Origin of the sequence: Paraburkholderia guartelaensis, assembly GCF_004353905.1 — a bacterium.
Taxonomy (GTDB): Bacteria; Pseudomonadota; Gammaproteobacteria; order Burkholderiales; family Burkholderiaceae; genus Paraburkholderia; species Paraburkholderia guartelaensis.
On record NZ_SMOD01000013.1, the window covers coordinates 199,316 to 222,678 of the forward strand.

The 23,363-nt window shown below is 65.7% G+C and carries 20 protein-coding genes and 1 other RNA gene; 10 read left to right on the top strand and 11 right to left on the bottom strand.

Annotated elements, in window-relative coordinates; all coding sequences use genetic code 11:
* Nucleotides 1–45 precede the first annotated feature (45 nt).
* From E1N52_RS19095 to E1N52_RS19105, 3 genes are all read right to left on the bottom strand, one after another.
* Nucleotides 46–486, bottom strand: coding sequence for a YidB family protein (locus E1N52_RS19095; RefSeq protein WP_133184294.1), 441 nt, complete (start codon nucleotides 484–486; stop codon nucleotides 46–48).
* Between the two features lie 125 nt (nucleotides 487–611).
* Nucleotides 612–1,202, bottom strand: coding sequence for a ComEA family DNA-binding protein (locus E1N52_RS19100; RefSeq protein WP_133184295.1), 591 nt, complete (start codon nucleotides 1,200–1,202; stop codon nucleotides 612–614).
* Between the two features lie 217 nt (nucleotides 1,203–1,419).
* Nucleotides 1,420–3,423 (bottom strand): sigma-54-dependent Fis family transcriptional regulator, encoded by a 2,004-nt coding sequence (locus tag E1N52_RS19105; RefSeq protein WP_133184296.1) that lies wholly within the window; start codon nucleotides 3,421–3,423, stop codon nucleotides 1,420–1,422.
* A 477-nt stretch (nucleotides 3,424–3,900) separates the two neighbouring features.
* Here E1N52_RS19105 and E1N52_RS19110 point away from each other — a divergent pair, with 477 nt between their 5' ends.
* The 6 genes from E1N52_RS19110 (at nucleotide 3,901) to lipA (ending at nucleotide 10,017) form a co-directional block, all read left to right on the top strand.
* Nucleotides 3,901–4,968 (top strand): ATP-NAD kinase family protein, encoded by a 1,068-nt coding sequence (locus tag E1N52_RS19110; protein WP_133184297.1) that lies wholly within the window; start codon nucleotides 3,901–3,903, stop codon nucleotides 4,966–4,968.
* Nucleotides 4,969–5,016: 48 nt separating this feature from the next.
* Nucleotides 5,017–5,793 (top strand): SDR family NAD(P)-dependent oxidoreductase, encoded by a 777-nt coding sequence (locus E1N52_RS19115; protein WP_133184298.1) that lies wholly within the window; start codon nucleotides 5,017–5,019, stop codon nucleotides 5,791–5,793.
* A 68-nt stretch (nucleotides 5,794–5,861) separates the two neighbouring features.
* Nucleotides 5,862–6,839: a thiamine pyrophosphate-dependent dehydrogenase E1 component subunit alpha gene (locus E1N52_RS19120; protein ID WP_133184299.1), complete on the top strand. Its 978-nt coding sequence runs from the start codon at nucleotides 5,862–5,864 to the stop codon at nucleotides 6,837–6,839.
* Between the two features lie 46 nt (nucleotides 6,840–6,885).
* Nucleotides 6,886–7,890: an alpha-ketoacid dehydrogenase subunit beta gene (locus E1N52_RS19125; protein ID WP_133184300.1), complete on the top strand. Its 1,005-nt coding sequence runs from the start codon at nucleotides 6,886–6,888 to the stop codon at nucleotides 7,888–7,890.
* Between the two features lie 4 nt (nucleotides 7,891–7,894).
* Nucleotides 7,895–9,016 (top strand): acetoin dehydrogenase dihydrolipoyllysine-residue acetyltransferase subunit, encoded by a 1,122-nt coding sequence (locus E1N52_RS19130; RefSeq protein WP_133184301.1) that lies wholly within the window; start codon nucleotides 7,895–7,897, stop codon nucleotides 9,014–9,016.
* A gap of 2 nt (nucleotides 9,017–9,018) precedes the next feature.
* Complete coding sequence (gene lipA / locus E1N52_RS19135; RefSeq protein ID WP_133184302.1) at nucleotides 9,019–10,017, top strand: lipoyl synthase; 999 nt, start codon at nucleotides 9,019–9,021, stop codon at nucleotides 10,015–10,017.
* A gap of 44 nt (nucleotides 10,018–10,061) precedes the next feature.
* Here lipA and E1N52_RS19140 read toward each other — a convergent pair whose 3' ends face one another.
* The 8 genes from E1N52_RS19140 to trxA form a co-directional block, all read right to left on the bottom strand.
* A complete protein-coding gene (locus E1N52_RS19140) occupies nucleotides 10,062–11,429 on the bottom strand; it encodes an MATE family efflux transporter (protein WP_246089126.1) in 1,368 nt (455 codons plus the stop codon).
* A gap of 7 nt (nucleotides 11,430–11,436) precedes the next feature.
* Nucleotides 11,437–13,191: an ArnT family glycosyltransferase gene (locus E1N52_RS19145; RefSeq protein WP_133184304.1), complete on the bottom strand. Its 1,755-nt coding sequence runs from the start codon at nucleotides 13,189–13,191 to the stop codon at nucleotides 11,437–11,439.
* A gap of 320 nt (nucleotides 13,192–13,511) precedes the next feature.
* Nucleotides 13,512–13,775 (bottom strand): type B 50S ribosomal protein L31, encoded by a 264-nt coding sequence (locus E1N52_RS19150; RefSeq protein WP_133184305.1) that lies wholly within the window; start codon nucleotides 13,773–13,775, stop codon nucleotides 13,512–13,514.
* A gap of 170 nt (nucleotides 13,776–13,945) precedes the next feature.
* Nucleotides 13,946–14,782, bottom strand: a complete 837-nt coding sequence (locus tag E1N52_RS19155; protein WP_133184306.1) for a M90 family metallopeptidase — start codon at nucleotides 14,780–14,782, stop codon at nucleotides 13,946–13,948.
* A 35-nt stretch (nucleotides 14,783–14,817) separates the two neighbouring features.
* Entirely contained in the window at nucleotides 14,818–16,374 is a 1,557-nt protein-coding gene (locus tag E1N52_RS19160; protein ID WP_133184307.1) for an MFS transporter, read from the bottom strand.
* Nucleotides 16,371–16,922 (bottom strand): MerR family transcriptional regulator, encoded by a 552-nt coding sequence (locus tag E1N52_RS19165; protein WP_133184308.1) that lies wholly within the window; start codon nucleotides 16,920–16,922, stop codon nucleotides 16,371–16,373. Before E1N52_RS19165 ends, E1N52_RS19160 begins: the two co-directional genes overlap by 4 nt.
* A 162-nt stretch (nucleotides 16,923–17,084) precedes the next feature.
* Nucleotides 17,085–18,347, bottom strand: coding sequence for a transcription termination factor Rho (gene rho, locus E1N52_RS19170; protein ID WP_027818379.1), 1,263 nt, complete (start codon nucleotides 18,345–18,347; stop codon nucleotides 17,085–17,087).
* 302 nt (nucleotides 18,348–18,649) lie between these two features.
* On the bottom strand, nucleotides 18,650–18,976 hold the full coding sequence (gene trxA / locus E1N52_RS19175; protein WP_027818380.1) for a thioredoxin TrxA: 327 nt from the start codon (nucleotides 18,974–18,976) through the stop codon (nucleotides 18,650–18,652).
* A gap of 455 nt (nucleotides 18,977–19,431) precedes the next feature.
* Here trxA and ffs point away from each other — a divergent pair.
* From ffs to recR, 4 genes are all read left to right on the top strand, one after another.
* An RNA gene (gene ffs / locus E1N52_RS19180) (signal recognition particle sRNA small type) lies at nucleotides 19,432–19,530 on the top strand.
* Between the two features lie 221 nt (nucleotides 19,531–19,751).
* Entirely contained in the window at nucleotides 19,752–22,133 is a 2,382-nt protein-coding gene (locus E1N52_RS19185) for a DNA polymerase III subunit gamma/tau (RefSeq protein WP_133184309.1), read from the top strand.
* An 82-nt stretch (nucleotides 22,134–22,215) separates the two neighbouring features.
* The gene (locus E1N52_RS19190; protein ID WP_069267501.1) at nucleotides 22,216–22,542 is read left to right on the top strand and encodes a YbaB/EbfC family nucleoid-associated protein; all 327 of its coding nucleotides are present in this window, start codon (nucleotides 22,216–22,218) and stop codon (nucleotides 22,540–22,542) included.
* 186 nt (nucleotides 22,543–22,728) lie between these two features.
* Complete coding sequence (gene recR / locus E1N52_RS19195) at nucleotides 22,729–23,325, top strand: recombination mediator RecR (protein ID WP_133184310.1); 597 nt, start codon at nucleotides 22,729–22,731, stop codon at nucleotides 23,323–23,325.
* Nucleotides 23,326–23,363 lie beyond the last annotated feature (38 nt).

A 23,363-nucleotide genomic window follows, 5' to 3' on the forward strand; every position in this document is an offset into this window, starting at 1 on the left:
AGCGGAGTGATCCGCTGCCCTTTTTTCATTTCTGCCGAGAAGCGCTTATGCCTGCTTGTTGCCGCCGCCGAACAGCGACGCCAGCCCGCCAAGCGTGCCGAGCACGCTCTCGGTGTTGATCTGGCCGCCTTGCGGCACCTCGCCGTTCGGCGTGCCCGTGTTGACCACGTGCGGCAGCACCTGGGCGAGCAGCCCGCTCACCTGGTCGGGCTGCATGCCGACCTTCTGCGCGAGACCGGAGACGACGTCCGAGCCGAGCACGTTGTGCAGTTGATCCGCCGAAACAGGCTGGTTTTCGCCGTTGCCGACCCACGACTGCACGATGTCGCCGAGGCCGCCTTGCTGGAACTTCTCGATGAGGCCATTCAGGCCGCCGGGCTGGTTGTTGACGAACTCCATCGCCGCGGCGAGGAGCTGGGCCTGGCCGCCGCCTTGCTGTTGCGACTGCGAACCGAGCAGGGAACCGAGGGTATCTAGCAGACTCATGACGATCTCTCTGGGTGATGGCCGCGACAGGGCGCGCGGCCGGTAAGTCGGACGGCGCACGCATAGGCGGCGCCGCGTTTTCGCGGTCCGGTGCACGGCTTGCGTGCGCCGGACGATGGCGGCAATCAGGCGCCGGAAGCGGCCGCAGCGGAAGCGGCCTTGTCCTTCTTCGACTTCTTGGGCTTTTTCGCCTTCGTATCGGATGCCGCGGCCGTCGCAGCCGCAGCGGAGCCCGCTTCGGGCGCGCTTGCAGCCGCGGCTGCCTTGTCCTTCTTGCTCTTGTGCTTCGACTTGCCCGCGGCCGTCTCCGAGGCGGCTTGCGCGGTGGTCGCGGCCGCCGGCGTCTGCGCCGTCATCGGATTGGCGGTCGTAGCGGCGGGTGCGGCGCTCGTTGCCGCGGCGTTCTTGCCGCTCTTCGTGCTAGCCGTCTTGCCCGCCGGCGGCGCCGAGGAGCCGTTGATCGTGAGACCCGCCGCCTCGAGGTTCTGCACCGACTTCGGGCCAATGCCCTTGACGCGGTTCACGAGGTCGTCGGCGTCCTTGAACGGGCCGTTCTTCGTGCGTTCGTCGATGATCGCCTTGGCGTGAACGGGGCCGATGCCCTTGACCGATTCGAGCGCGGTTTCGTCGGCGGTGTTCACTTCCACGGCTGCGGCGAGCACGGCGGACAGCGACAGGCCGATCGCGAGGAACAGCATCAGCAGCTTCTTGAGCATGGCAATCACTCCATTGAGGGCATTTCAGTTAGCCGGGAACGGACGACGCATCCAGCGGAGGGGCTGCGGTACAAGAATAGGCCAGATGGCGTATCCGTGGATCGCGAGCGCTCGATTTATACCGGTCGATGTGTGGCAAGTAAATCGCGCCGCACAATATTTAATACTTCTGTGCAATCTGGCGACGCGAAACGCGCGCAAGTCAGCGCAATCCGGCTCAAACGCGATGAGGCCCGACGATGGCGAGCTTCGCCATGCGCCGGTAGAGCGTCGCGCGCGAAATGCCCAGCGCCAGTGCGGCGGCGTTCGGACGCCAGCGGTGCGCCGTGAGCGCCGCGACGATGCGTGCGCGCTCGTCTTCATCGGAGAGCGGCGATGTGGCCGCGATGCCGGCAGGGGACCAGGACGCGGCGCGCGGAGCGAGTTCCGGCAGGCTCGCTGCGAGGTCGGCGCTCAGGTGCCGCGCTTCGACCAGCACGGTGTCGCATACGGCGCATGCGTAGCGCATCGCATTGCGCAGCTGCCGCAGGTTGCCGGGCCACGCGAATGCCGCGAGCCGCGTCGCGAGCGTAGCGTCGAGCGCAAGCGGTCGGCCTGCGGCCTGCGCTTCTTCCGCGAACACCATGTCGATGAGCATCGCGATGTCGCGCCGCTCGCGCAGCGGCGGCAGCGTGAGCACCGCGCCGCTCAACCGATAGTAGAGATCGTCGCGGAATGCGCCCGCGCCGGCCATTTGCGCGAGGTCCCGGTGCGTTGCGCAGACCACGTCGATATCGACGCGCACCGGCGTTTCGCTCCCGAGCGGCAGGACTTCGCCCTCGGCCAGCACGCGCAAAAGGCGGGTCTGCAGCGCGAGCGGCATGTCGCCGATTTCGTCGAGAAAGAGCGTGCCGCCATCGGCCATCGCGATCTTGCCGCGCGCGCCGTGGCGGCGCGCGCCCGTGAACGCGCCCGGCGCATAGCCGAATAGTTCGCTTTCGATCAGCGACTCGGGCAGCGCCCCGCAATTCACCGCGATGAATGGGCGATTGCGGCGCGCGCTGGCGTCGTGGATGGCGCGCGCGAACACTTCCTTGCCGGCGCCGGTTTCGCCGAGCAGCAGGATCGGCAGTCGCTTGCCCGCCACGCGCTGCGCAATGCGTGCGTTCTCGGCCACGCGCGGGTCGGCGCTGCGCAGGAAGGGGCCGAGCGCGCTGCGATCGTATTCGTGGGAGGCGGCGTCGCCGCGCAGCGGCATGGCGCCATGCGCCGCGCCAGCGCTCTGGCTGCTCCGTGCGCTGTGTCCGCCGTAACCGCTCGTCCCGAGCGGCGCGCGGATGCGCGCATACAGCATCGAGCCGTTCGCGCGCAGCCGCAGCGCCGCGATGGTTTCGATGCGCCCGATGTCGCGCAACTGCACGTGCGACGAATCGAAGATCTCGTCGATATGACGCGGGCCGTCCAGGCACGGCATGCATTCGCGCGCGCGCCGGTTTGCGGCGACGACGTTGCCGTTTTCGTCGAAGGCGATCAGCAGTTCGGGCTGCGCTTCCACGTAATTGCGATTCTGGTGACCGAAGAGTATCCAACACGACGCGAGGCGATGCAGGAAATAGCCGTCTTCGATGAGCGTGGCGCTCTGGCGCACGAGCTGGTTGACGATGCGCTGGCTCTCGCGATTGTCGGGCGACTGCACGGCCGAGGCATCGAGTACGCCGATCAGCTCGCCGCCCGGCGCGAAGATCGGCGCGGCGCTGCACGTGAGCGTGGTGAACGCGGCGCGGAAATGGTCGGTCTTGTGCACCGTGATGGGCGCGAGATCGGTGAGCACGTTCGCGATGCCGCAGGTGCCTTCCTCGCTCTCGGACCAGCACGAGCCGATATAGAGCCCCGCGTGCTTGAAGTCGTTGCGGCGCTCGCGGTCGAGACGGTAGTCGATGGTCACGCCGTGCGCGTCGGTCAGCATCACGCAGTAATCGGCTTCGCGCACCATGTCGTGCAGTCGCGTGAGGCATTGGCCCGAGGCGCGCAGAAAGGACTCCTCGCGATCGCGGATCTCGCGCAGCTCGGCGGCGCTCAGCACGCGCGGGCCAATCACGGAGCCGGGGTCCAGCTGATAGCGCTCGAACGAGCGCTGCCACGACGAGACGAGGCGCGGCGAATCGGACGGCGCGGGCAGCCGGCCTTCTACGGCGCCACGCACGCGCTCGGCGTGCCGGGTAGACGCAAGGGCGTAGGGCATGAGCGGTTCCAGACGACGGCTCGCGGTGAGCGTCGGGGTAACGTCGGATTACGTCGGACCGTAAAGCGTTCGGCGGGAGTCTTTTGTAGCACATCCTTTGCGCGCGATCACACCGCAGCGCAGCATGCGAGACAGCTGAGACGATCGTCTCAGCGCCTCGTGTCGCGCTTTTCAATGCGGGGGAGACGGGCGTTCAGTCGCCGCTCAGGCAGGCCACGCGGGGCTGTGCGCGTTTCCCCGCGCACGGGCGGTTGGTCGTGCGAGCGGCGCGTCGCTCGCGCGAGACGGTGGCTGAGACGCCGCGCGCGACGCTGATCGTGCCGGTGCCACGCCGTGCATTTGCCGCAGAACCCTGTCACGCGGCCTTCTGCGCTATCACCTCGCTTTCTCGACGTCATTGGCATGACGCTTGCAGAGTCTGCTGGCAAAAGCGGCGCACGGCAATGCTCGGTGCGACGCCATCAGGAGACAAGACCCGTGACGACGCCCGTGACCGTAGGCGTGATCGCGAACCCCGCATCGGGTCGCGACATCCGCCGTCTCACTTCGCATGCATCCGTCTTTCCCACGGCCGAGAAGGCGAACATGGTCGTGCGCCTGCTCGCGGGCCTGGGCGCGCTCGGCGTGTCACGCGTGCTCACGTTGCGCGACAACACGGGCGTCGCCGCACTGCTTCTGCGCGCGATCGAAACGCACGCGGCCATTGCCGCGCACGAGCCCTGGCCCGAGGTCGTGTTCGTCGATCTGCCCGTGAGCGAAAGCGTCGCCGATACGCACGTCGGCGTCGATCACATGGTGCGTGAGGAGGTCGCGCTGATCGCGGTGCTGGGTGGCGACGGCACCCATCGCGCGGTCGCGGCTCATTGTGGCGCGACGCCGCTGCTCGCGCTCTCGACCGGCACCAACAACGCCTTTCCCGAACTGCGCGAGGCCACCGTGGCGGGCCTCGCGGGCGCGCTCGTCGCGACCGGCGCGGTGCCCGCAGAGTCGGCGCTCTCGCGCAACAAGCGGCTCGTCGCGCGCTGCGTGGAAGGACCGTCGCGCGGGCGCGAAGAAATCGCGCTCGTCGACATTTGCGTGGCGCGTCAGCCGTTCATCGGTGCGCGTGCGATTTCTGAAAGTTCGGATATCGAATCACTTTTTCTGACCTTCGCTCCACCCGACGGCATCGGTCTCTCGTCGATTGGCGGGGCTTGGGCGCCGGTCGGGCGCGATGCGGCGCACGGCCTGCATATGACGTTCGCCCAGCCGGATGCGCCCGAGGGCAGCGGCGCAGGCGTGCCGTTGCTCGCGCCGATTGCGCCGGGCCGTGTCGAGCGCCTGACGATGCTTACCTGCCAGCGCCTCGAAGTCGGCGTGGCGCTGCCGCTCGAAGCGGGCCACGGCACGCTCGCGTTCGACGGCGAGCGTGAGATCGAACCGGCGCGAGGCGACCGCTATGAAGTGACGCTCGACTGGCACGGTCCGCTGACCGTCGATGTCGCGCGCACGCTGCGCTACGCGGCGTCGCATCAGCTGTTGCGCGAAGCCGCCGCGCGCGCATAGCGATTTGGCTTGCTTCCTCCACGCATCACCGAAAGTAGGAGACATCGCATGGACACACCCTTGAAAGGCCAGGTCGCGATCGTGACCGGCGGCGCGCGTGGCATCGGCCGCGGCATTGCGCTCACGCTCGCGCAGGCCGGCGCGGACGTGCTGCTCGCGGATCTGCTCGAAGAACCCCTTGCAGCGACTGCGGATGACATACGGGCGCTTGGCAGACGCGCTGCCTTCGCCAAAGTCGACGTCACCCAGGCCGTCCAGCTCGAAGGGATGGTCTCGCAGGCGCTTTCAGAATTCGGTGGCTTCGATATTCTCGTGAACTGCGCCGGCGTGATTTCCATTAGTCCGGTATCCGAATTAACGGAGCGGGACTGGGACTTCGTCATGGGCGTCAACGCGAAAGGCGTGTTCCTCGGCTGCAAGGCTGCACTGCCACATTTCCGTACGCAAAAGCGCGGGCGGATTATCAACGTCGCTTCGATCGCGGGCAAGGAAGGGTTCCCGAATCTCGCGCACTACAGCGCCTCGAAGTTCGCGGTGGTCGGCTTTACCAACGCGCTCGCGAAGGAGGTCGCGCGCGAGGGCATCACCGTGAATGCGATTTGCCCCGGCATCGTGCGCACTTATATGTGGGACCGGCTCTCCGACGAATGGAAGACGGAAGGCGAGAGCGTCGAAGAGTCCTGGCAGCGCCATCAGCTCACGCTGATCCCGCAGGGCCGCGCGCAGACGCCTGAGGACATGGGGCGGCTCGCCTTGTTCTTCGCGACGATGGACAACGTCACGGGCCAGTCGGTGAACGTCGACGGCGGTTTCACTTTTCACTAGGAGCAGTGGCATTTCCCGCAGCAGGCTTGAACCAGAGCGGTCCAGCGTCGTACATCCAGGAGACAACCATGTCAGTTCAGTTGAACAAGGAGCAGTTGCTCACCGCGTATCGCTCGATGCGCACAATCCGCGAGTTCGAGGAGCGGTTGCACGTCGAGTTCGCAACCGGCGAAATTCCAGGATTCGTGCACCTGTATGCGGGCGAGGAGGCCTCCGCGGTCGGCACGATGAGCCATCTGAACGATACCGACTACGTCGCCACCACGCACCGCGGCCACGGCCACTGCATCGCCAAGGGCGTGGACGTGCGCGAGATGATGGCCGAGATCTATGGCCGGGCCACGGGGTCGTGCCGGGGCAAGGGCGGTTCGATGCATATCGCCGATCTGTCGAAGGGCATGCTGGGCGCTAACGGCATCGTCGGGGCAGGCGGTCCGCTCACGTGCGGCGCCGCGCTCGCCGCCAAGCAGAAGAAGACGGGCGGCGTGGGCGTGTGCTTCTTCGGTGATGGCGCGTCGAACCAGGGCGTGATCTTCGAGTCGATGAATCTCGCCTCTGTGTGGCGCTTGCCGGTGATCTTTGTCGCGGAAAACAACGGTTATGCCGAGGCGACGTCGTCCACATGGTCGGTCGCTGCCGACAACATCGCCGACCGTGCGAACGGCTTCGGTATGCCGGGCGTGATCGTCGACGGTTTCGACTTTTTCGCCGTGCATGAGGCACTGGGCGAAGCCATTGCGCGCGCACGCAGCGGCGGCGGCCCGACACTCGTGGAGATGAAACTCTCGCGCTATTTCGGCCACTTCGAAGGCGACGCGCAAACCTACCGCGCCCCAGGCGAGGTGCAGAAGCTACGCGAGGAAAAAGACTGTCTCAAGCGCTTCGAGGAGCGCGTGGTGCGCGCCGAACTCGCGAGCAGTGACGATCTGCGCAAGGTGGACGCCGAAGTGAAGCAGCTGATCGACGATGCCGTGACGCAGGCCAAGGCCGCGCCGCTGCCGCCGGCCGAGGCGCTGCTCACGGACGTGTACGTGTCGTACCCTTAAGCGCTGCGCACTCAGGTCATCAGGATTCCAGATCAAGGAGACGGAAATGGCACGGAAAATCACCTATTCGCAGGCCATCAACGAAGCGCTCGCCCAGGAGATGGGCCGCGACGAGAGCGTGATCGTGATGGGCGAGGACAACGCGGGCGGTGCGGGCGCACCAGGCGAGCAGGACGCGTGGGGCGGTGTGCTCGGCGTGACGAAGGGCCTTTACGGCAAGTTCCCCGGGCGCGTGCTCGATACACCTCTCTCGGAAGGCGGCTTTATCGGCACGGCAGTGGGCGCGGCGGCGTGCGGCATGCGGCCGGTAGCGGAGCTGATGTTCATCGATTTCATGGGCGTGTGTTTCGACCAGATCTTCAACCAGGCGGCGAAGTTCCGCTACATGTTCGGCGGCAAGGCGGTCACGCCGGTCGTGATTCGCACCATGTATGGCGCCGGGTTGCGCGCGGCTGCGCAGCACTCGCAGATGCTGACCTCACTCTTCACGCATATTCCGGGGCTGAAAGTCGTGTGCCCGGCCACCCCCTATGACGCCAAGGGCCTCATGATCGAGGCGATTCGCGACAACGACCCCGTGATCTTCTGCGAGCACAAGCTGCTCTACACGATGGAAGGCGACGTTCCGGAGGAATCCTATTCGATTCCGTTCGGCGAGGCCAACATCGTGCGCGATGGCGACGACGTCACGATCGTCACGTATGGGCGCATGGTCCATTACGCGCTCGATGCCGCGCAGAAGCTCGCGAAAGACGGTATCGAAGCGGATGTGATCGACCTGCGCACGACTTCGCCGCTCGACGAGGAGACGATCCTCGAAAGCGCGCGCCGCACGGGCCGGGTCGTGGTCGTGGACGAAGCCAATCCGCGCTGCTCGATCGCGACCGACATTGCCGCACTCGTTGGCCAGAAGGCGTTCAAGGAACTGAAGGTACCGGTCGGGATGGTCACTGCGCCGCATACGCCGGTGCCGTTCGCGGCATCGCTCGAAGACCTCTACATCCCTTCGGCGGAGAAGATCGTCGAAGCCGCGCGCGCAGCAAGGAGCTGAAGTCATGCCGATTCACATGATCACGATGCCCAAATGGGGCCTGTCGATGGAGCAGGGCCAGGTGAACGGCTGGCTCAAATCGCTCGGCGACAAGGTCAGCAAGGGCGATGAATTGCTCGACGTGGAGTCCGACAAGATCGCGTCGGGCGTCGAGTGCGCATTCGAGGGTGTGTTGCGGCGGCAGATCGCGCAGGAGGGCGACACGCTGCCCGTCGGTGCGCTGCTGGGCGTGGTCGCCGATGCCGAAGCGGCCGACGCGGATATCGATGCCGCGGTGGCCGAGTTTCAGCGCGACTTCGTGCCTGCGCAGGCGGGCGACGCCGACGCGGGGCCGCAGCCGGAAAAGTCGCAAATCGGCGGCAGGACCGTGCGCTACCTGAAGCAAGGCGAAGGCGAGGGCGTGCCTGTCGTGCTGATCCACGGCTTCGGCGGCGATCTCAACAACTGGCTCTTCAACCACACCGATCTCGCGGCAGAGCGCACCGTCTGGGCGCTCGATCTGCCGGGTCATGGCGAATCGGGCAAGGCGCTCGAGAGCGGGAGCCTCGACGAGCTTGCGCAAAGCGTGATCGCGTTCCTCGACGCGCAGAAGATCGACCGTGCGCATCTCGTCGGGCACTCGCTGGGCGGTGCGGTGGCCATGGCGGTGGCCGAGCAGGCGCCTGGGCGCGTGGCATCTCTTGCGCTGATTTCGAGTGCGGGCCTTGGCAGCGAGATCGATGGTGTGTACATCGAGGGCTTCGTCGCGGCGGCCAATCGCAATGCGCTCAAGCCGCACGTGACGAAGCTGTTCGCCGATCCCGCGCTGGTCACGCGTCAGCTCGTCGAGGATCTCGTGAAGTACAAGCGGCTCGAAGGCGTGCAGGCCGCGCTCGGCAAGATTGCCGGGCAGGCGTTCGAAGGCGGCGCGCAGCGGCGCGTGTTTCGTGAGCGTGTGACATCGCTTGCGCCGCGCGCGCTCGTGATCTGGGGCGAGGCCGACCAGATCATTCCGGCGAGCCACGCGCAGGGGCTGCCGTCGCCGGTGCGCGTGGAGGTGATCGCGGGCAAGGGGCATATGGTGCAGATGGAGGCGGCGCAGGAGGTCAATCGCCTGCTCAAAGCTTTTTTCGACGAAGGAGCCTGAGCATGGAGGCCGCCACGTCTCGAACGCCCCATTCGTCGAGTACGGCGCTGGGTCAGGAGGGCCTGCGCAGCCGCGAGAAGCTCGCGCGTATTCCGGTGAAGATCGTGCCGCCTGACAGCGCCGACGCGGTCTTGCCGAAGCCTCCCTGGCTGCGCGCGCGCCCGCTCATGAGCGAGACCGTAGCGGGCGTGGCGGCCGTATTGCGCGAGCATCGGCTTCATTCGGTGTGCGAAGAAGCGATGTGCCCGAACATCGGCGAATGCTTTGCGCAGCGCACCGCGACTTTCATGATCATGGGCGGGCTGTGCACGCGGCGCTGTCCGTTCTGCGATGTCGCTCACGGGCGGCCCGCGCCGCTCGACGAGGACGAGCCCGCGCACCTTGCGGCGGCGGTCGCGGCGCTGGGCTTGCGTCATGTCGTCATCACGTCGGTCGATCGCGACGATTTGCGCGACGGCGGCGCGTCGCACTTCGCTCGTTGCATTGCGCAGGTGCGCGAGCGCGTGCCGGGGATCGGCGTCGAGGTGCTGACGCCCGATTTCCGCGGCCGTATCGCGCGCGCGCTCGAGGCGCTTTCGCACGCGTGGCCCGACGTGTTCAACCACAACATCGAGACCGTACCCTCGCTGTATCGCGCGGCGCGGCCGGGCGCGGACTATCGCGGCTCGCTCGATTTGCTTGCGCGCGCGAAAGCGGCGAACGGTGCGCTCGTCACGAAGTCGGGGCTGATGGTGGGGCTGGGCGAAACCGATGCGGAGTTGCTCGCGACGATGCGCGACCTGCGCGAGCATCGCGTAGAAGTGCTGACGATCGGGCAATATCTCGCGCCGTCGCGGTTTCATCTGCCGGTGAAGCGCTACGTGCATCCAGACGGATTCGCCGCGTTGCGCGCGGCGGGGCTGGCAATGGGATTTAGCGAGGTGGTCGCCGGGCCGCTCGTCCGTTCGTCGTATCACGCGGCGCAGACCGTGGAGGCGGCGCGGCAGGCTGAGGCGGGTTGACCTGTATTTGCAACTAACCGCCTAGCGGCTCCGATGCCGACGGGCTAGGCGCGCTCTCGCGCAAACCGCGTACTCACTCGCGAGAGATAAAAGAGGAGTCCAGCACCGGCAATCAGCAGGCTCGTCATGTTGGCGAGCCAGAACCCGCGCGCGCCGGTCGCCCAGGCGGGCACCGTGCCGGTCACGTCGAAGCCCAGCGCGTAGCCGCCGCCGAGCCCCACGCCCCAGAGCGCGAGCGCATAGATGATGGTCGGCACGACCGCGACCTTGTAGGCGCGCAACGCAAAGGCCGTGGTGATCTGCAGGGCGTCGAACACGTGATAGCAGGTGACGATGGCGACGAGCGGCAGGGCCGCGACCGCCACGGTGGGGTCCGGCGTGTACGCGCCGATGATGAGCGGCCGCAGCACGAACACGATCGCGCCGTAGCAGCAGGCAATCGCCACAGCCGTCGCCACGCCGTGCCGCGCGAGCGTGCGCGCTTCGGCCGGGCGATTGCCGCCCAGCGCCTGGGCGACGAGCGTCGAGGTCGCCACCCCGATCGAAAGCGGCGTCATATAGAGCACAGCACCGATGTTGCCGGCGATCTGATGTCCGGCGAGCGTGGTCGTGCCCATGCGCGCGATGAAGATCGCCATGAACGTGTACGACGTCACTTCGATGAGGTACGAAAGCCCCATCGGAATGCCGAGCTTGAGCAGTTCGGCCTGGCGTTTCCACTCGGGCCAGCAGAAGTGCCTGAAGATTTCGAACGGCGCGAACACGTCCACACGCGTGAGCGCGACGGCCGCGCACAAGGCGAGCGCCCAGTTGATCGACGTGCTCGCGAGCGCGCAGCCCGGACCGCCGAGCGCAGGCACGCCGAGGCCGCCGAAGATGAGCCACGTGTTGAGCGGCACCTTGAGCAGGAGCGCGCCGACCTGCAGGAACATCACGAGGCGCGGCCGCCCCACGGCATTGGCGAGCGAGCTGTAGATGCGAAAGGCGAGTGCCGCGGGCAGCCCGAACGAGAGCAGCCGCAGATAGCCGACGGTGCGCTCGCGCAGAGCCTCCGGCGCGTGCGCGAGGTCGAGCAGCGGGCCGGGAAAGTAGAGGATCGTGAAACCGACCACCATCAGCACGAGCGCGAGCCAGAACGCCTGGCGCACTTCGAGGCCGATTTCCGTGTCTTTGCGCGCGCCGTAGAGCTGCGCCGCAACCGGCTGCAGCGCGCTGAGAATGCCCGTGAGGGCGATATACACCGATATGTAGATCGAGGAACCCAGGCCGAGCGCGGCGAGATCGAGCGCTGAGTAACGGCCGACCATCGCGGTGTCGATCACGCCGAACGCGATGATCGCGAGCTGCCCGATCAGCACCGGCCACGCGAGCGCGGCGATGCGCCGGACGTCGCCCGCGAACGTCGTCGTCACCGCGGCCTCAGTCCGGACGCTTGCGCCAGACATGTTTCTTGAGCGGCGGCGTCGGACGGTCGATGCGCACGTACAGGCGGAAGCGCTCGTCGCGGTCGGCGGCGCGGCGGCCTTCCCACACGAGCTTCCACACATAGTCCGGCATCGAACTCGGCTCGCCATAATCCTGCGTGTCCTGGCGCAGGATGACGTCGCAGTCCTCGTTGAACGCGAAGTGCATGTTGCCGAAGTACGCGAAGGTGGCGATCTGCGCGTCGCCGAGGCGTACGGGCGAGATGCACTGATAGTCGGCGGGCAGGTGCGCGGCGATCTGCTCGGCGACGTCCTTGTAGGTCCGGCTGTAGTTGACGACCGGCAGCCACAGCGTCATGAGCAGCACCCACATGAGCGTGGTGCCGCCGCTCGAGAGCACGACGCTGCGCCACAGCACCTTCGGATGGCGCGCCACGCGCCAGCGCACGAGCACCATCCAGCACACCGTGACGGCCACCGCGCACACGAACGAGAGAATCTTGAACTGCGGCACGAAGCCAGGCGCGAGGCGGGCGAGGTTGCGCGCGAGCGGCGCCGGGAAGCCGGTCATGCCCGCGAGCCACACGAGCCACACGAAGGTGCTGAGGATCGTGAAACTCAGCACCGCGAACCAGTCGATCGCGTTGATCGCGCCACGCTTGAGCGTGGGCAGCGCGAACGTCGCAAGCACCGCAAGCGCGGGCAGCACGAGCATGAAGAGCCGGTTGGATTCGTGGCTCTGCACGATCACGAGGATGAGCAGCGGCACGATCACCGAGAGCGGAATCGCGATGTGCGGTTTGCGGCGCAGTCCGGCCCAGCTCACGAAGGCCCAGATCGCGAGTGGCCATGCGGGCCACGTGAAGAGCGGCAGGTTCTTCGCGGCGTAGCGCAGCACGTAGCCAGGGGGGCCTGCGAAGGCGTTGACGTTGGTGTGCGCCCACTGGTTGAGGAACCAGACGGCGTCGTCGGGATACAGGTGCAGCGCCAGCAGCGGCCATGAGGCCGAGACCACGAGCGCCACGGGCAGGCCCGCCACGAGCAGCCAGCGCGAGCGTGTTTCGGGGGCGACGGCGAGCATGGCGAGCGTGCCGATGAGGAGCGCGCCCACGAGCACCGGGCCGCTCGAGAGCATCACGATGCCGAGCGCGAGGCCCCACCAGAGGGCGCCCTGGACCGGTTTGTCGATGGCGCGCACGACGCCGTACAGCAGCATGGCGATGCCCACGAACTGCATGAGCTGCGGCGTGGTCTCGTGACCGCGCTCGGCGAGACCGAAGCAGGCCAGCAGGACGAGCAGGGCGCCGTCGCCGAGGGTGCGGCCGTAGTCGCGGGGCTCGGGCTCGCCGCCGAACGCGTACTTGAACGGCTGCACTTCGGGGCGGCGGCCCAGCAGATAGGCGCTGTACCAGACGAACGCGCACGCGAGACAGAACAACACACCCGTGGCGATGCGCGAGGCGTTGCTCGCGTCCACCCACGGCGCGAAGAGCCGGATGCAGGCGGCACCCAGCCAGTAGCCGAGCGGACCGTTCTCGGTCACGTACTTGCCGACGAGATTGGGCAGCAGCCAGTCGTGCGAGGTGCCCCCCGCCATCGTCCACATCACGCCGAAGCCCGCCGCATCCTCGTTCTTCCACGGGTCGCGGCCAAAGAGGCCGAACGCGGCGAAGACGATACAGATGGTCAGCAGCAGCCAGCGCGGCAGGGCGCTGGTGGCGGAGGCGGTCAGTCGAATGGCTGGCTTCATGCAGTACGAAGGGAGACGGATAAACCAGGCGTGCTCGAGCGGGTGGCTCGCACGCGGGGGTCAAGCAGGCATGCGCGGCAAACGGTACACCCGGCCGTGTGCCGTGGAGCAATCCGGCATTCTAGCCGGGCCGGCGACCGCGCGTCACGGCGTTAGCCGCGGGATAATCCACAGAAACATCTAAAAAGGGGCGGTAAGTCGCACCCGCCTAGCTGCTGGACGGCGCAACAGTGGCGCAGGCAACAAAAAAGGGCAGCGTATGCTGCCCTTTTTGTGCACGTTCAATGCGGGACCGGCCCGAAGCCGGTGCGGCGAGGTGCTTACTTGCCGGCCTTGCCCGAGGCGCGTGCGCCGAACTTCTTGTTGAACTTCTCGACACGGCCTGCCGTGTCCATGATCTTTTGCGTGCCCGTGTAGAACGGATGCGATTCCGACGACACTTCGATCTTGGCGAGCGGGTAGGTCTTGCCGTTGAATTCGGCCGTTTCGCGCGTCTGGATCGTCGAGCGGGTCACGAACTTGAAGTCGTTCGAAACGTCGATGAACAGAACTTCGCGGTAATTCGGGTGAATGCCTTCTTTCATGGTTATTCCTTAAATCTGGCGGTAGCCAACCCCCGCGGTTCAACACCAGCCTGCAACACCCTGTTGCCGACTTTGCTCGCGCGAGCCACTTACCCAAGGGTCGAAAAACGGCGATTATGCCAGATAATCAGCCGGTTGGCGAATTTTTGAGGCTCCCGCACGACAGGCTTTCAGGCCGGCTGGCCAGAAAGTGCGCCCACGCGCGCCGGGTCCTGGCGGTAATAGCGCGCGAGCAGCCGGTAAAGCTCGGGATATTCCGCCTCGAACGCTTTCGGCTTGACGAAAAGGGCCTCGCTGCACACCGCGAAGAACTCCGAGGGGTGGTCGGCGGCATAGGGATCGATCAGCGAATCGCGCTCGAAGCGCGCCCAGCGGCGCTCCGGTACGGCGTCGACCTTGTCGCAGAACTGGTCGTAAGCGTTGTCGAATACGTCGGCCCACGCCTGCGCGTCGAGCGGGGCATGCCAGCGTCGAAAAAGGGGCGGATGGCCGTCGGCCTCGCCGCCCAACATGTCGATCTTGTGTGCAAACTCGTGGATCACGACGTTGTAGGCGTCGCTGTCATCGGTCATCTGCGCGTCTTCCCACGAGAGGATCACGGGGCCGCCTTCCCACGCCTCGCCGCTCGCATCGTGCTCGACCTCGTGGACCACGCCGTCCTCGTCCTCCACGGTCTTGCGGATCACGAATTCGCCCGGGTAGACGACTACGCCCACCCAGCCCTTGTAGAGGTCGAGGGAAAGATTGAGCACAGGCAGCGACGCCTGCGCGGCGATCGCCACGGTCATCGAATCGGTCAATTCGAGATCGTGCGCCGTGGAGAACTCCTTTTGCGCGAGGAAAAGGCTCGTCAGCTCGCGCAGACGCACGAGGTCGGCGGCGTCGAGATGCTTGAGAAAAGGCAGGCCCGCGAGCGTCGCCTGCCAAAGCGCGTCGTCGATCGCGTAGGTGCGCAGCGCCTTTTCGCGGCGGCGCGCGTCGAACCAGTGAGAGAGTTTCGAAAGCATCGCTGGGTGTGTTTTCCCGTGCGTCAGGATGTCGTTCAGTCGATCTGCTTTTGCCACGCGGCGAAGATCCCGCCGCACACCGCCACGCCGATCAGGAAGTAAAACCCGTCGAGCGAACTCAGAAAGCTCGCCTGCTGCGCGACCATGCGGCTCACTTCCGCGAGCGCAAGTCCGCGCGCTTCGCTCGCGGACCGGCCCATCAGCTCGAACGAATGCGTCAGCGCGGCGTAGGTGCTCTGGAACGCCGGGTTGAACGGATTCACGAACTCGGCGAGGCGCGTCTGGTGCAGCGCGAGCCGGTGCTGTTCGACGATGATAACCGTGGCGGTGGCGAACGATATCGTCAACTGCCGGACGATGTTTTTCAAGCGATAACCGTGCGTGAATTCTTCGATCGCGAAGATTCGGAACGTGAGATTGGCGACGGGCAGCACGATGAAGAGCAGCAGCAGGCCACGCAGCAGCAGCGGCGGGATGAGCCAGGCTTCGCTTGCCTGCGGCGTGAGCCGTGTCATCCAGAACGAGATGAACGCCGAGAGCACGAAGCCGGGCACGATGATCCACTTCTTGTGCGTCATGAACTTCGCGTAGCGGAAGTAGAAAAAGAGCGCGCCCGCCGAGATGAGCGACGTGATGCCGGTGAGGCGGCCGGCGTTTTCGACGGGGTAGTTGAAACCGCCTTCGAGCAGCCGCGAGACCAGGTAGCTGAGCGCCGTGCTCAGGTAGTAATAGACCATGTAGAGCAGCAGGCCCACCTGGAACGGCTTCTCGCGCAGTGCGTGCAGACGCATGAGCGGCTTCGGATGATGCCACTGGTGCCAGCCGAACCAGGCGAGCGCCGTGATCCCGACGAGCGTGAGCAGGATGATTTCCGGCGACGCGCTGAACAGTTCGAAGCGCACCTGCTGCATGGCGATTTGCAGCGCGCCCTGCGCAAACGCAAAGATGATGTACGGCCAGAAGTGCGCTTCACCGCGTTCCTCGGGCAACAAGTGGCCCGTATCGGGCAGCGCGAGCAGGGCTAGCACGGCATAGAGCACGCCGGCGGGCGCGGAAAACGCGAACAGGGCGCGCCAGTCGAAATGAGAGACGAGCTGGCCGCCCACGAGCGGCGCGAGCGCGCTGGAGAGCACGATGAGAATGAGGAACGCACGCGTTGCCACCGGACGCTGCTGCGGCGTGAAGCTGATCTGGATGAGGATGCGGCAGGTGCCCATCATCGGGCCGATGAAGTAGCCCTGAAATCCGCGTGCGAAAGCAAGCTCGATCGACGATTCGCACAGTGCCGCCGCGATCGCGCCCACGGAATAGAGCAGCAGGCAGCTCCCCACGTAGCGCCGATAGCCCATGCGCTCCACCCACCATTGCTGCTGCAGGATGCCCAGAACGGCGCACACGGCGTAGGCGCTCGACGACCAGACGAGCTCGTCCGGCGACGCGTTGATGCCGCCCGCGATATGGCTCGTGAAGAACGAGAAGATCGCGTTGTCGTAGTAGTCGAGACCGGTCGCGAGGGCGAGCACCCACGGGAAAAAGTCGCCGCGCAGGCGCGCCGCGCTGAAGATCGGCTCGCGGGGCTGGGCCGTGCTCATGCCGATTCGTCGTTCTCGCGTGCGTTGCCCGCAGGCTCTGCTGGTTTGCTGCCCGTCGCGGTCGCGGTCGCCTTGCGGCGCCGCGTGGCGGCGAGGCGCTGCTCGATCAGCTGATCGGACGGCTCTCCCGCGAGGCGCCGCTGCAGGTAGTCGAGGTCGTCGGCCAGCTCCGTGCGCACCGTCTGCGCTTCCTTCAACTCGCGGCGCACGGCCGCGATGCGCGTGTCCAGCGTTTCGATCTGCTGCGCGAGCGCGTCGGCGATCTGCTGGAGCGACTCCTGCGAATAGCGCCGGCGGCCCTCGCCAACCTGTTCGAGCGGCCGCTTGAGCATTTCGGTGATGCCGTGCAGCGAAAAGCCGAGCGCGCGCAGCCGCAGGATGCGCGAAAACTGCTCGAGGTCGTGCTCGTCGTAGAGCCGGTAGCGGCCTTCGCTGCGCGAGGGGCTCACGAGCCCGCGCTCTTCGTAATACTTGAGCGTGCGTGGCGTGACATTCAGGCGCTCGGCGGCGTCGCGCACCGTGAGCAGCGCAGGGGAGTCCTTGGGCATGAGGCACTCTTTTTTCGCCGTGGGGCGATCAGGATATGCTGCGCATTATAGTTCAACGTAAACGTTCACGTACAGGTTGTGGCGCACAACGATCCGGTGCCGGAAAAGAAAAACGCCCGCGAATTTGCGGGCGTTTTGCGGAGACTCGTGCGGGCGAGGGCCTTAGCCGCCGCGGCGCATCATGTCGAAGAACTCGGAGTTGTTCTTCGTCTGGCGAATCTTGTCGAGCAGGAATTCCATGGCCTCGACTTCGTCCATGTCGTGGATGAACTTGCGCAGCACCCAGATCTTCTGGAGGATGTCCGGCTTGATCAGCAGTTCTTCGCGGCGCGTGCCCGACTTGTTCAGGTTGATCGACGGGTAGACGCGCTTTTCCGCGAGACGGCGCTCGAGGTGCACTTCCATGTTGCCGGTGCCCTTGAACTCTTCGTAGATCACGTCGTCCATGCGGCTGCCGGTTTCGATCAGCGCCGTACCGATGATGGTGAGCGAGCCGCCTTCTTCGATATTGCGCGCGGCGCCGAAGAAGCGCTTCGGACGCTGGAGCGCGTTGGCGTCCACACCGCCCGTCAGCACCTTGCCCGATGCGGGCACAACGGTGTTGTAGGCGCGCGCGAGACGCGTGATCGAGTCGAGCAGAATCACGACGTCGTGCTTCATTTCGACGAGTCGCTTGGCCTTCTCGATCACCATTTCGGCGACCTGCACGTGACGCGCAGCCGGTTCGTCGAAGGTCGAGGCGATCACTTCGCCCGCCACCGAGCGCTGCATTTCGGTCACTTCTTCAGGACGCTCGTCGATCAGCAGCACGAACAGGACCACGTCGGGGTGGTTCTGCTTGATGGCGTGCGCGATGTGCTGGAGCATCACGGTCTTGCCGGACTTGGGCGAAGCGACCAGCAGGCCGCGCTGACCCTTGCCGATGGGCGCAATCATGTCGATGATGCGGCCCGTCACGTTCTCCTCACCGCGCATTTCGCGCTCGAGCAGCAGCACCTTGTTCGGGTGCAGCGGCGTGAGATTCTCGAACATGATCTTGTGCTTCGAGGCCTCGGGCGGCTGGCCATTGACCTTGTCCACCTTCACGAGCGCGAAGTAGCGTTCGCCGTCCTTCGGCGTGCGCACTTCACCTTCGATCGTGTCGCCGGTGTGCAGGTTGAAGCGGCGGATCTGCGACGGGCTGATATAGATATCGTCCGTGCTGGCGAGATATGAGGTTTCCGGCGAGCGCAGGAAGCCGAAGCCGTCGGGAAGCACTTCGAGCGTGCCGTCACCGAAGATCGTTTCGCCCGTCTTGGCGCGCTTTTTGAGAATCGCGAACATGAGTTCCTGCTTGCGCAGGCGGTTCGCATTTTCGATCTCGAGGCCATTGGCCATCTCGATCAATTCGGACACGTGCAGAGACTTGAGCTCGGAAAGATGCATACGGAGAACCCGTCGGGGAGGAGTGCGACGAAAAGAATGGGGGAAAAGAAGCGAGCGGAACCGCTCAAGGACTTTTGGTTGAAACTTTGCTTGAAGCTTGCTTGATACTTTTATCAGGGCGCCGGTAGACGCTTTATGAATTCTAGCATAGCACACGCCAGAAACCGTCAGTGAAGACCGACAGCAAGTTTCGACGTGTTTTTATGGTGCGTGTTGTCGCGTGACAACACGCACCGTTGCGTAGCTCACCCCTTGCTGGCCGGGCAATGCGCCCAGGCGGGGAGGGACGGCCCGCGAGGAAGTTACAGGTGGCTGTCCAGGAACGCGGTGAGCTGCGACTTCGAGAGCGCGCCGACCTTCTGCGCCGCAACGGCGCCGTTCTTGAAGAGGATCAGCGTCGGGATGCCGCGCACGCCGAACTTCACCGGCGTCGACTGGTGCTCGTCGACGTTGATCTTCGCGACCTGAAGGCGATCGCCATAATCCTTCGCGACTTCATCGAGAATCGGCGCGATCATCTTGCACGGACCACACCATTCCGCCCAGAAGTCCAGCAGCACGGGCTTGTCAGATTTCACGACGTCCTGTTCGAACGATGCGTCGCTGATATGCTTGATTTGTTCGCTCATTGTATGAATACCTCTTTCGATTCGAGGCTGAGTAAATTGCTCGCCACGATACACCAAAACTGAAAATTCTTCCGGGGCCGCCTGAGCGGCCAGACCGAACCCGAGTCACACGTCCAAATCACACATCATTCGCACGCAAACCAGATGGCCCAGCCCATTGCCGACGCCAGTGTAGCCTAAATCCCTATGCGTTGCCGACGGTGATAGTACTCATACCGCAAGCAGGGTTTCCGTCCTGCAGACCACATTCGGCGGGACATTCGGGGCGTGGCGCGAGCATTTTGGCGGGGCCTTTTCGTGCGATACCTTGTGCTCCTGCACGCTATCTGGAGGCGGCGCGGGCCGTTGCAAGAGGGGGGCTATCCTGGGCGCGCAACGATGCCCGGAGCGGCTCGGCGCGTTTTTTCGCACTGCAGCAGTCGCATTGCCGCGCGACCGATGTTAGAATGCGCCGTGACGGGCCTCCTCGCATGGAGGGGCGGTCAACCTGGTCAGGTCGGGAACGAAGCAGCCACAGCCGTTTTCCGCCAGTGCCGAGGGTCAGGCTCGTCACCTTCCTCTTTTTTCTTCCGCATTTCTCCCCGAATACAACGTTGACGCCGCGCAATTGACTGCGCGACGCGGTTCTTCGTTCGTCGCATTCGTCACGCCTGCATCGCTGCTGTTTTCGTCGTCCGTCATTGCATGCTGGCGCCGTTGCGCGGCGGCCGTGGACCGGGCATCGGCCGCCTTTCGATTCATCTGGACGCGCGGGCGTTGCTGATACAATTTCCGGATGACCTATCAAGTTCTCGCACGCAAGTGGCGACCGAAGGATTTCGCTTCGCTCGTCGGACAGGAGCACGTGGTGCGCGCGCTCACGCATGCACTCGACGGCGGCCGCCTGCATCACGCGTACCTCTTCACGGGCACGCGCGGCGTGGGCAAGACGACGCTGTCGCGTATCTTCGCCAAAGCGCTCAACTGTGAGACCGGCGTGACGTCGAAGCCCTGCGGCGTGTGCCGCGCGTGCCGGGAAATCGACGAAGGGCGTTTCGTGGATTACGTCGAGATGGATGCGGCGAGCAATCGAGGTGTGGACGAAATGGCCGCGCTGCTCGAGCGTGCGGTCTACGCGCCGGTCGATGCGCGCTTCAAGGTCTACATGATCGACGAAGTGCACATGCTCACGAACCACGCCTTCAACGCGATGCTGAAGACGCTGGAAGAGCCGCCGCCGCATGTGAAGTTCATCCTCGCGACGACGGACCCGCAGAAGATTCCGGTCACGGTGCTCTCGCGCTGCCTGCAATTCAATTTGAAGCAGATGCCGGCGGGCAACATCGTCGAGCATCTCACGCACATTCTCGGTGAGGAGAAGGTCGAGTTCGAGGTGCAGGCGCTGCGTCTGCTCGCGCGCGCCGCCGACGGCTCGATGCGCGACGCGCTTTCGCTCACCGACCAGGCCATCGCTTATTCGGCCAACCAGGTGACCGAAGAAGCGGTGCGCGGCATGCTTGGCGCGCTCGATCAAAGCTATCTGATCCGCCTGATCGACGCGCTCGTGGCCGGCGACGGGGCGAGCGTGCTCGCCATCGCCGACGAAATGGCGCTGCGCAGCCTGTCGTTCTCCACGGCGCTGCAGGACCTCGCGAGTCTGTTCCATCGCATTGGCTGGGCGCAGTTTGCGCCTTCTTCGGTGCTCGACGAATGGCCCGAAGCCGACGACATTCGCCGTTTTGCAGATGCATTGAGCCCGGAGCAGGTCCAGCTTTTCTATCAAATCGCGACCCTCGGCCGCAGCGAGCTCGGCCTCGCGCCCGACGAATACGCCGGCTTCACGATGACGCTCCTGCGCATGCTCGCATTCGAGCCGTCCGTGAACTCGGGCGGCGTGGGCAGTGCGCCGGCGTCGAAGCCCGCTGCGGCCGGCACGGGCACGCGTGCGCCGGCTCCGGTAGCGGCGTCGGCGCGCAGCAGTGCGGCGCCTGCCGTTGCGCAGCCGGTCGCACCGAAGCCTGCAGCCCCTGCGCCGCAGCCGGTTGAAGCCGCACCGGAGAAGACGCCCGTTGCCGAGCCGCAAGCGAGCGCGCCTGCGCCGCTCGCCAGGCCCGCAGCCGAAGCGCGCGTCGTACCGCCTTGGGAAGACGAGGGCGAGTCCGCGCCGAACCTGAGCACAGAGCCGCAAGCTGCGCCCGCCGCCGCGGTTGGGCCGACTGCGGCAGCGCCCGCAGCGGCAGAAGAGACTCAACCGGTTCAAAGCGCTGTCGCCGCGCCCGCGCCGCAATTCGAATCTCGCGAAGAGCCTGCCGGTGCTGCGGGATCCGCGCGAGGTGGTGCTAGCGCCGCGCTCGACGTGCTGCGCAGCAAGGGCATGCGCGTTGCCACGGGCCGTCCCGCAGCCGCTGCCGGCGCGGCTGCCCCTGCGCCCGCGCCGAAGGCCGCACCGCGCATGGAAGTGAAGGTGCCGACGCCCGATCCGGCTCGCCGAGCCGCCGCCGCGCAAGACGCGCAGGCACGCCAGGCGCCGCGCAACGCAAACGCGCAGCAAGACGCCTCGGGCGCGCCGCCGTGGGACGATATGCCGCCCGACGACTACGTGCCGCTCGGCGCCGATGATGCCTACTTTGCGCCGCCCGACGACGGTTTCGTGCCTGCCTACGACAGCGAGCCCTCTGCGCCGCGCTCCGCCGCTTCGGTGCCGACGCCGTCGCCGGCCGTGGTCGACGTGAGCAAGCTGCCGCCGGGCATTCCGCTCGACCCGATCGGTTTCACGGGCGACTGGCCCGCGCTCGCCGCCACGCTCTCGCTCAAGGGCATCTCGTACCAGCTCGCGTTCAACAGCGAACTGACGGCGCTCGAAGGCACGCTGCTCAAATTGAGCGTGCCGGTGCCGCAGTACGCGGAAGCCTCGCAGGTCGCGAAGCTCAAGACGGCGCTTGCCGAGCGTCTTGGCAAGACTGTTGAAGTGAATGTGGAAGTCGGCCCCGCGCGACGTACGGCGGCCGCGCTCGACGCCGCGGATCGCGCCCAGCGTCAACGCGAAGCCGAGCGCGAGATCGGCGCCGATCCCTTCGTGCAGCAACTGATTCGCGACTTCGGCGCGAGCATCGTGCCGGGCTCGATCCGGCCGGTTGCGCCGGATGCCGCATCGGGCGGCACTCAGGCCGCCCACTGAATTGCGCCGCGCGGCGCGGGAAGCGTCGCGCGCTTTTGAGCGCATCGATTCGAACGACTACGATCCAGAAGGAGCAGTGACTATGTTGAAAGGCCAACTCGCAGGGCTCATGAAGCAAGCCCAGCAGATGCAGGAAAACATGAAGAAGATGCAGGAGCAGCTTGCCCAGATCGAAGTCGAAGGTCAGGCTGGCGCCGGTCTCGTCAAGGTCACGATGACCTGCCGCAACGACGTGCGCCGCGTGTCGATCGATCCGAGCCTGCTCACGGACGACAAGGACATGCTCGAAGACCTCGTGGCCGCGGCGTTCAACGACGCGGTGCGCAAGGCCGAAGCCACGTCGCAGGAAAAGATGGGCGGCATGACCGCCGGTCTGCCGCTGCCGCCGGGCTTCAAGATGCCGTTCTAAGGAACGTGGCGAGCGCCGCGTCTGCGTGAGGCAGGCCGGCGCCCGCGCGTCCCGCGTGCCTTGCCGCGACCCGGCGGGGCTGCGCAGGCGTCATGGCGTCAAAAGCAGCATGCAGCAGCAAGCAGCAGGAAGCACCCGAAGTCGATTCCGCTTCACACTCCGTCGCGCAACTCGCGCTGAATCCGCATGAAACAACCTTCCGCTCTCGCCGCTCTCGTCGAGGCGTTGCGCGTGTTGCCCGGTGTCGGGCCGAAGTCGGCGCAACGCATGGCTTATCACCTGATGCAGCACGACCGCGACGGCGCCGAAAAGCTCGGCAACGCGCTCCTGTTTGCGACTGAGAACCTGAAGCATTGCGAAAAGTGCAATACCTTCACCGAAGCTCAGGTCTGCGAAACGTGCCTCGACGAGGAGCGTGATCCTACGCTGCTGTGCGTCGTCGAAACGCCGGCCGACCAGATCATGCTCGAACAGACCATGACGTATCGCGGTCTGTATTTCGTGCTGATGGGGCATCTGAGTCCGCTCGACGGCATCGGTCCGAAAGAGATCCATTTCGACCGGCTCGTGAAGCGCGCGTCGGACGGCGTCGTCAAGGAAGTGGTGCTCGCCACCAATTTCACGAATGAGGGCGAGGCGACGGCCCATTATCTCGGCCAGACACTCAAGGCGCGCGGACTCGCCGTCACGCGCCTCGCACGCGGCGTGCCGGTGGGCGGCGAACTCGAATATGTCGACGCGGGTACCATCGCGCGGGCCATGCTCGACCGGCGCTCGATGTAGCGTCCCGCCAGGCTTCGATCGCGGCGTACGCATCATGG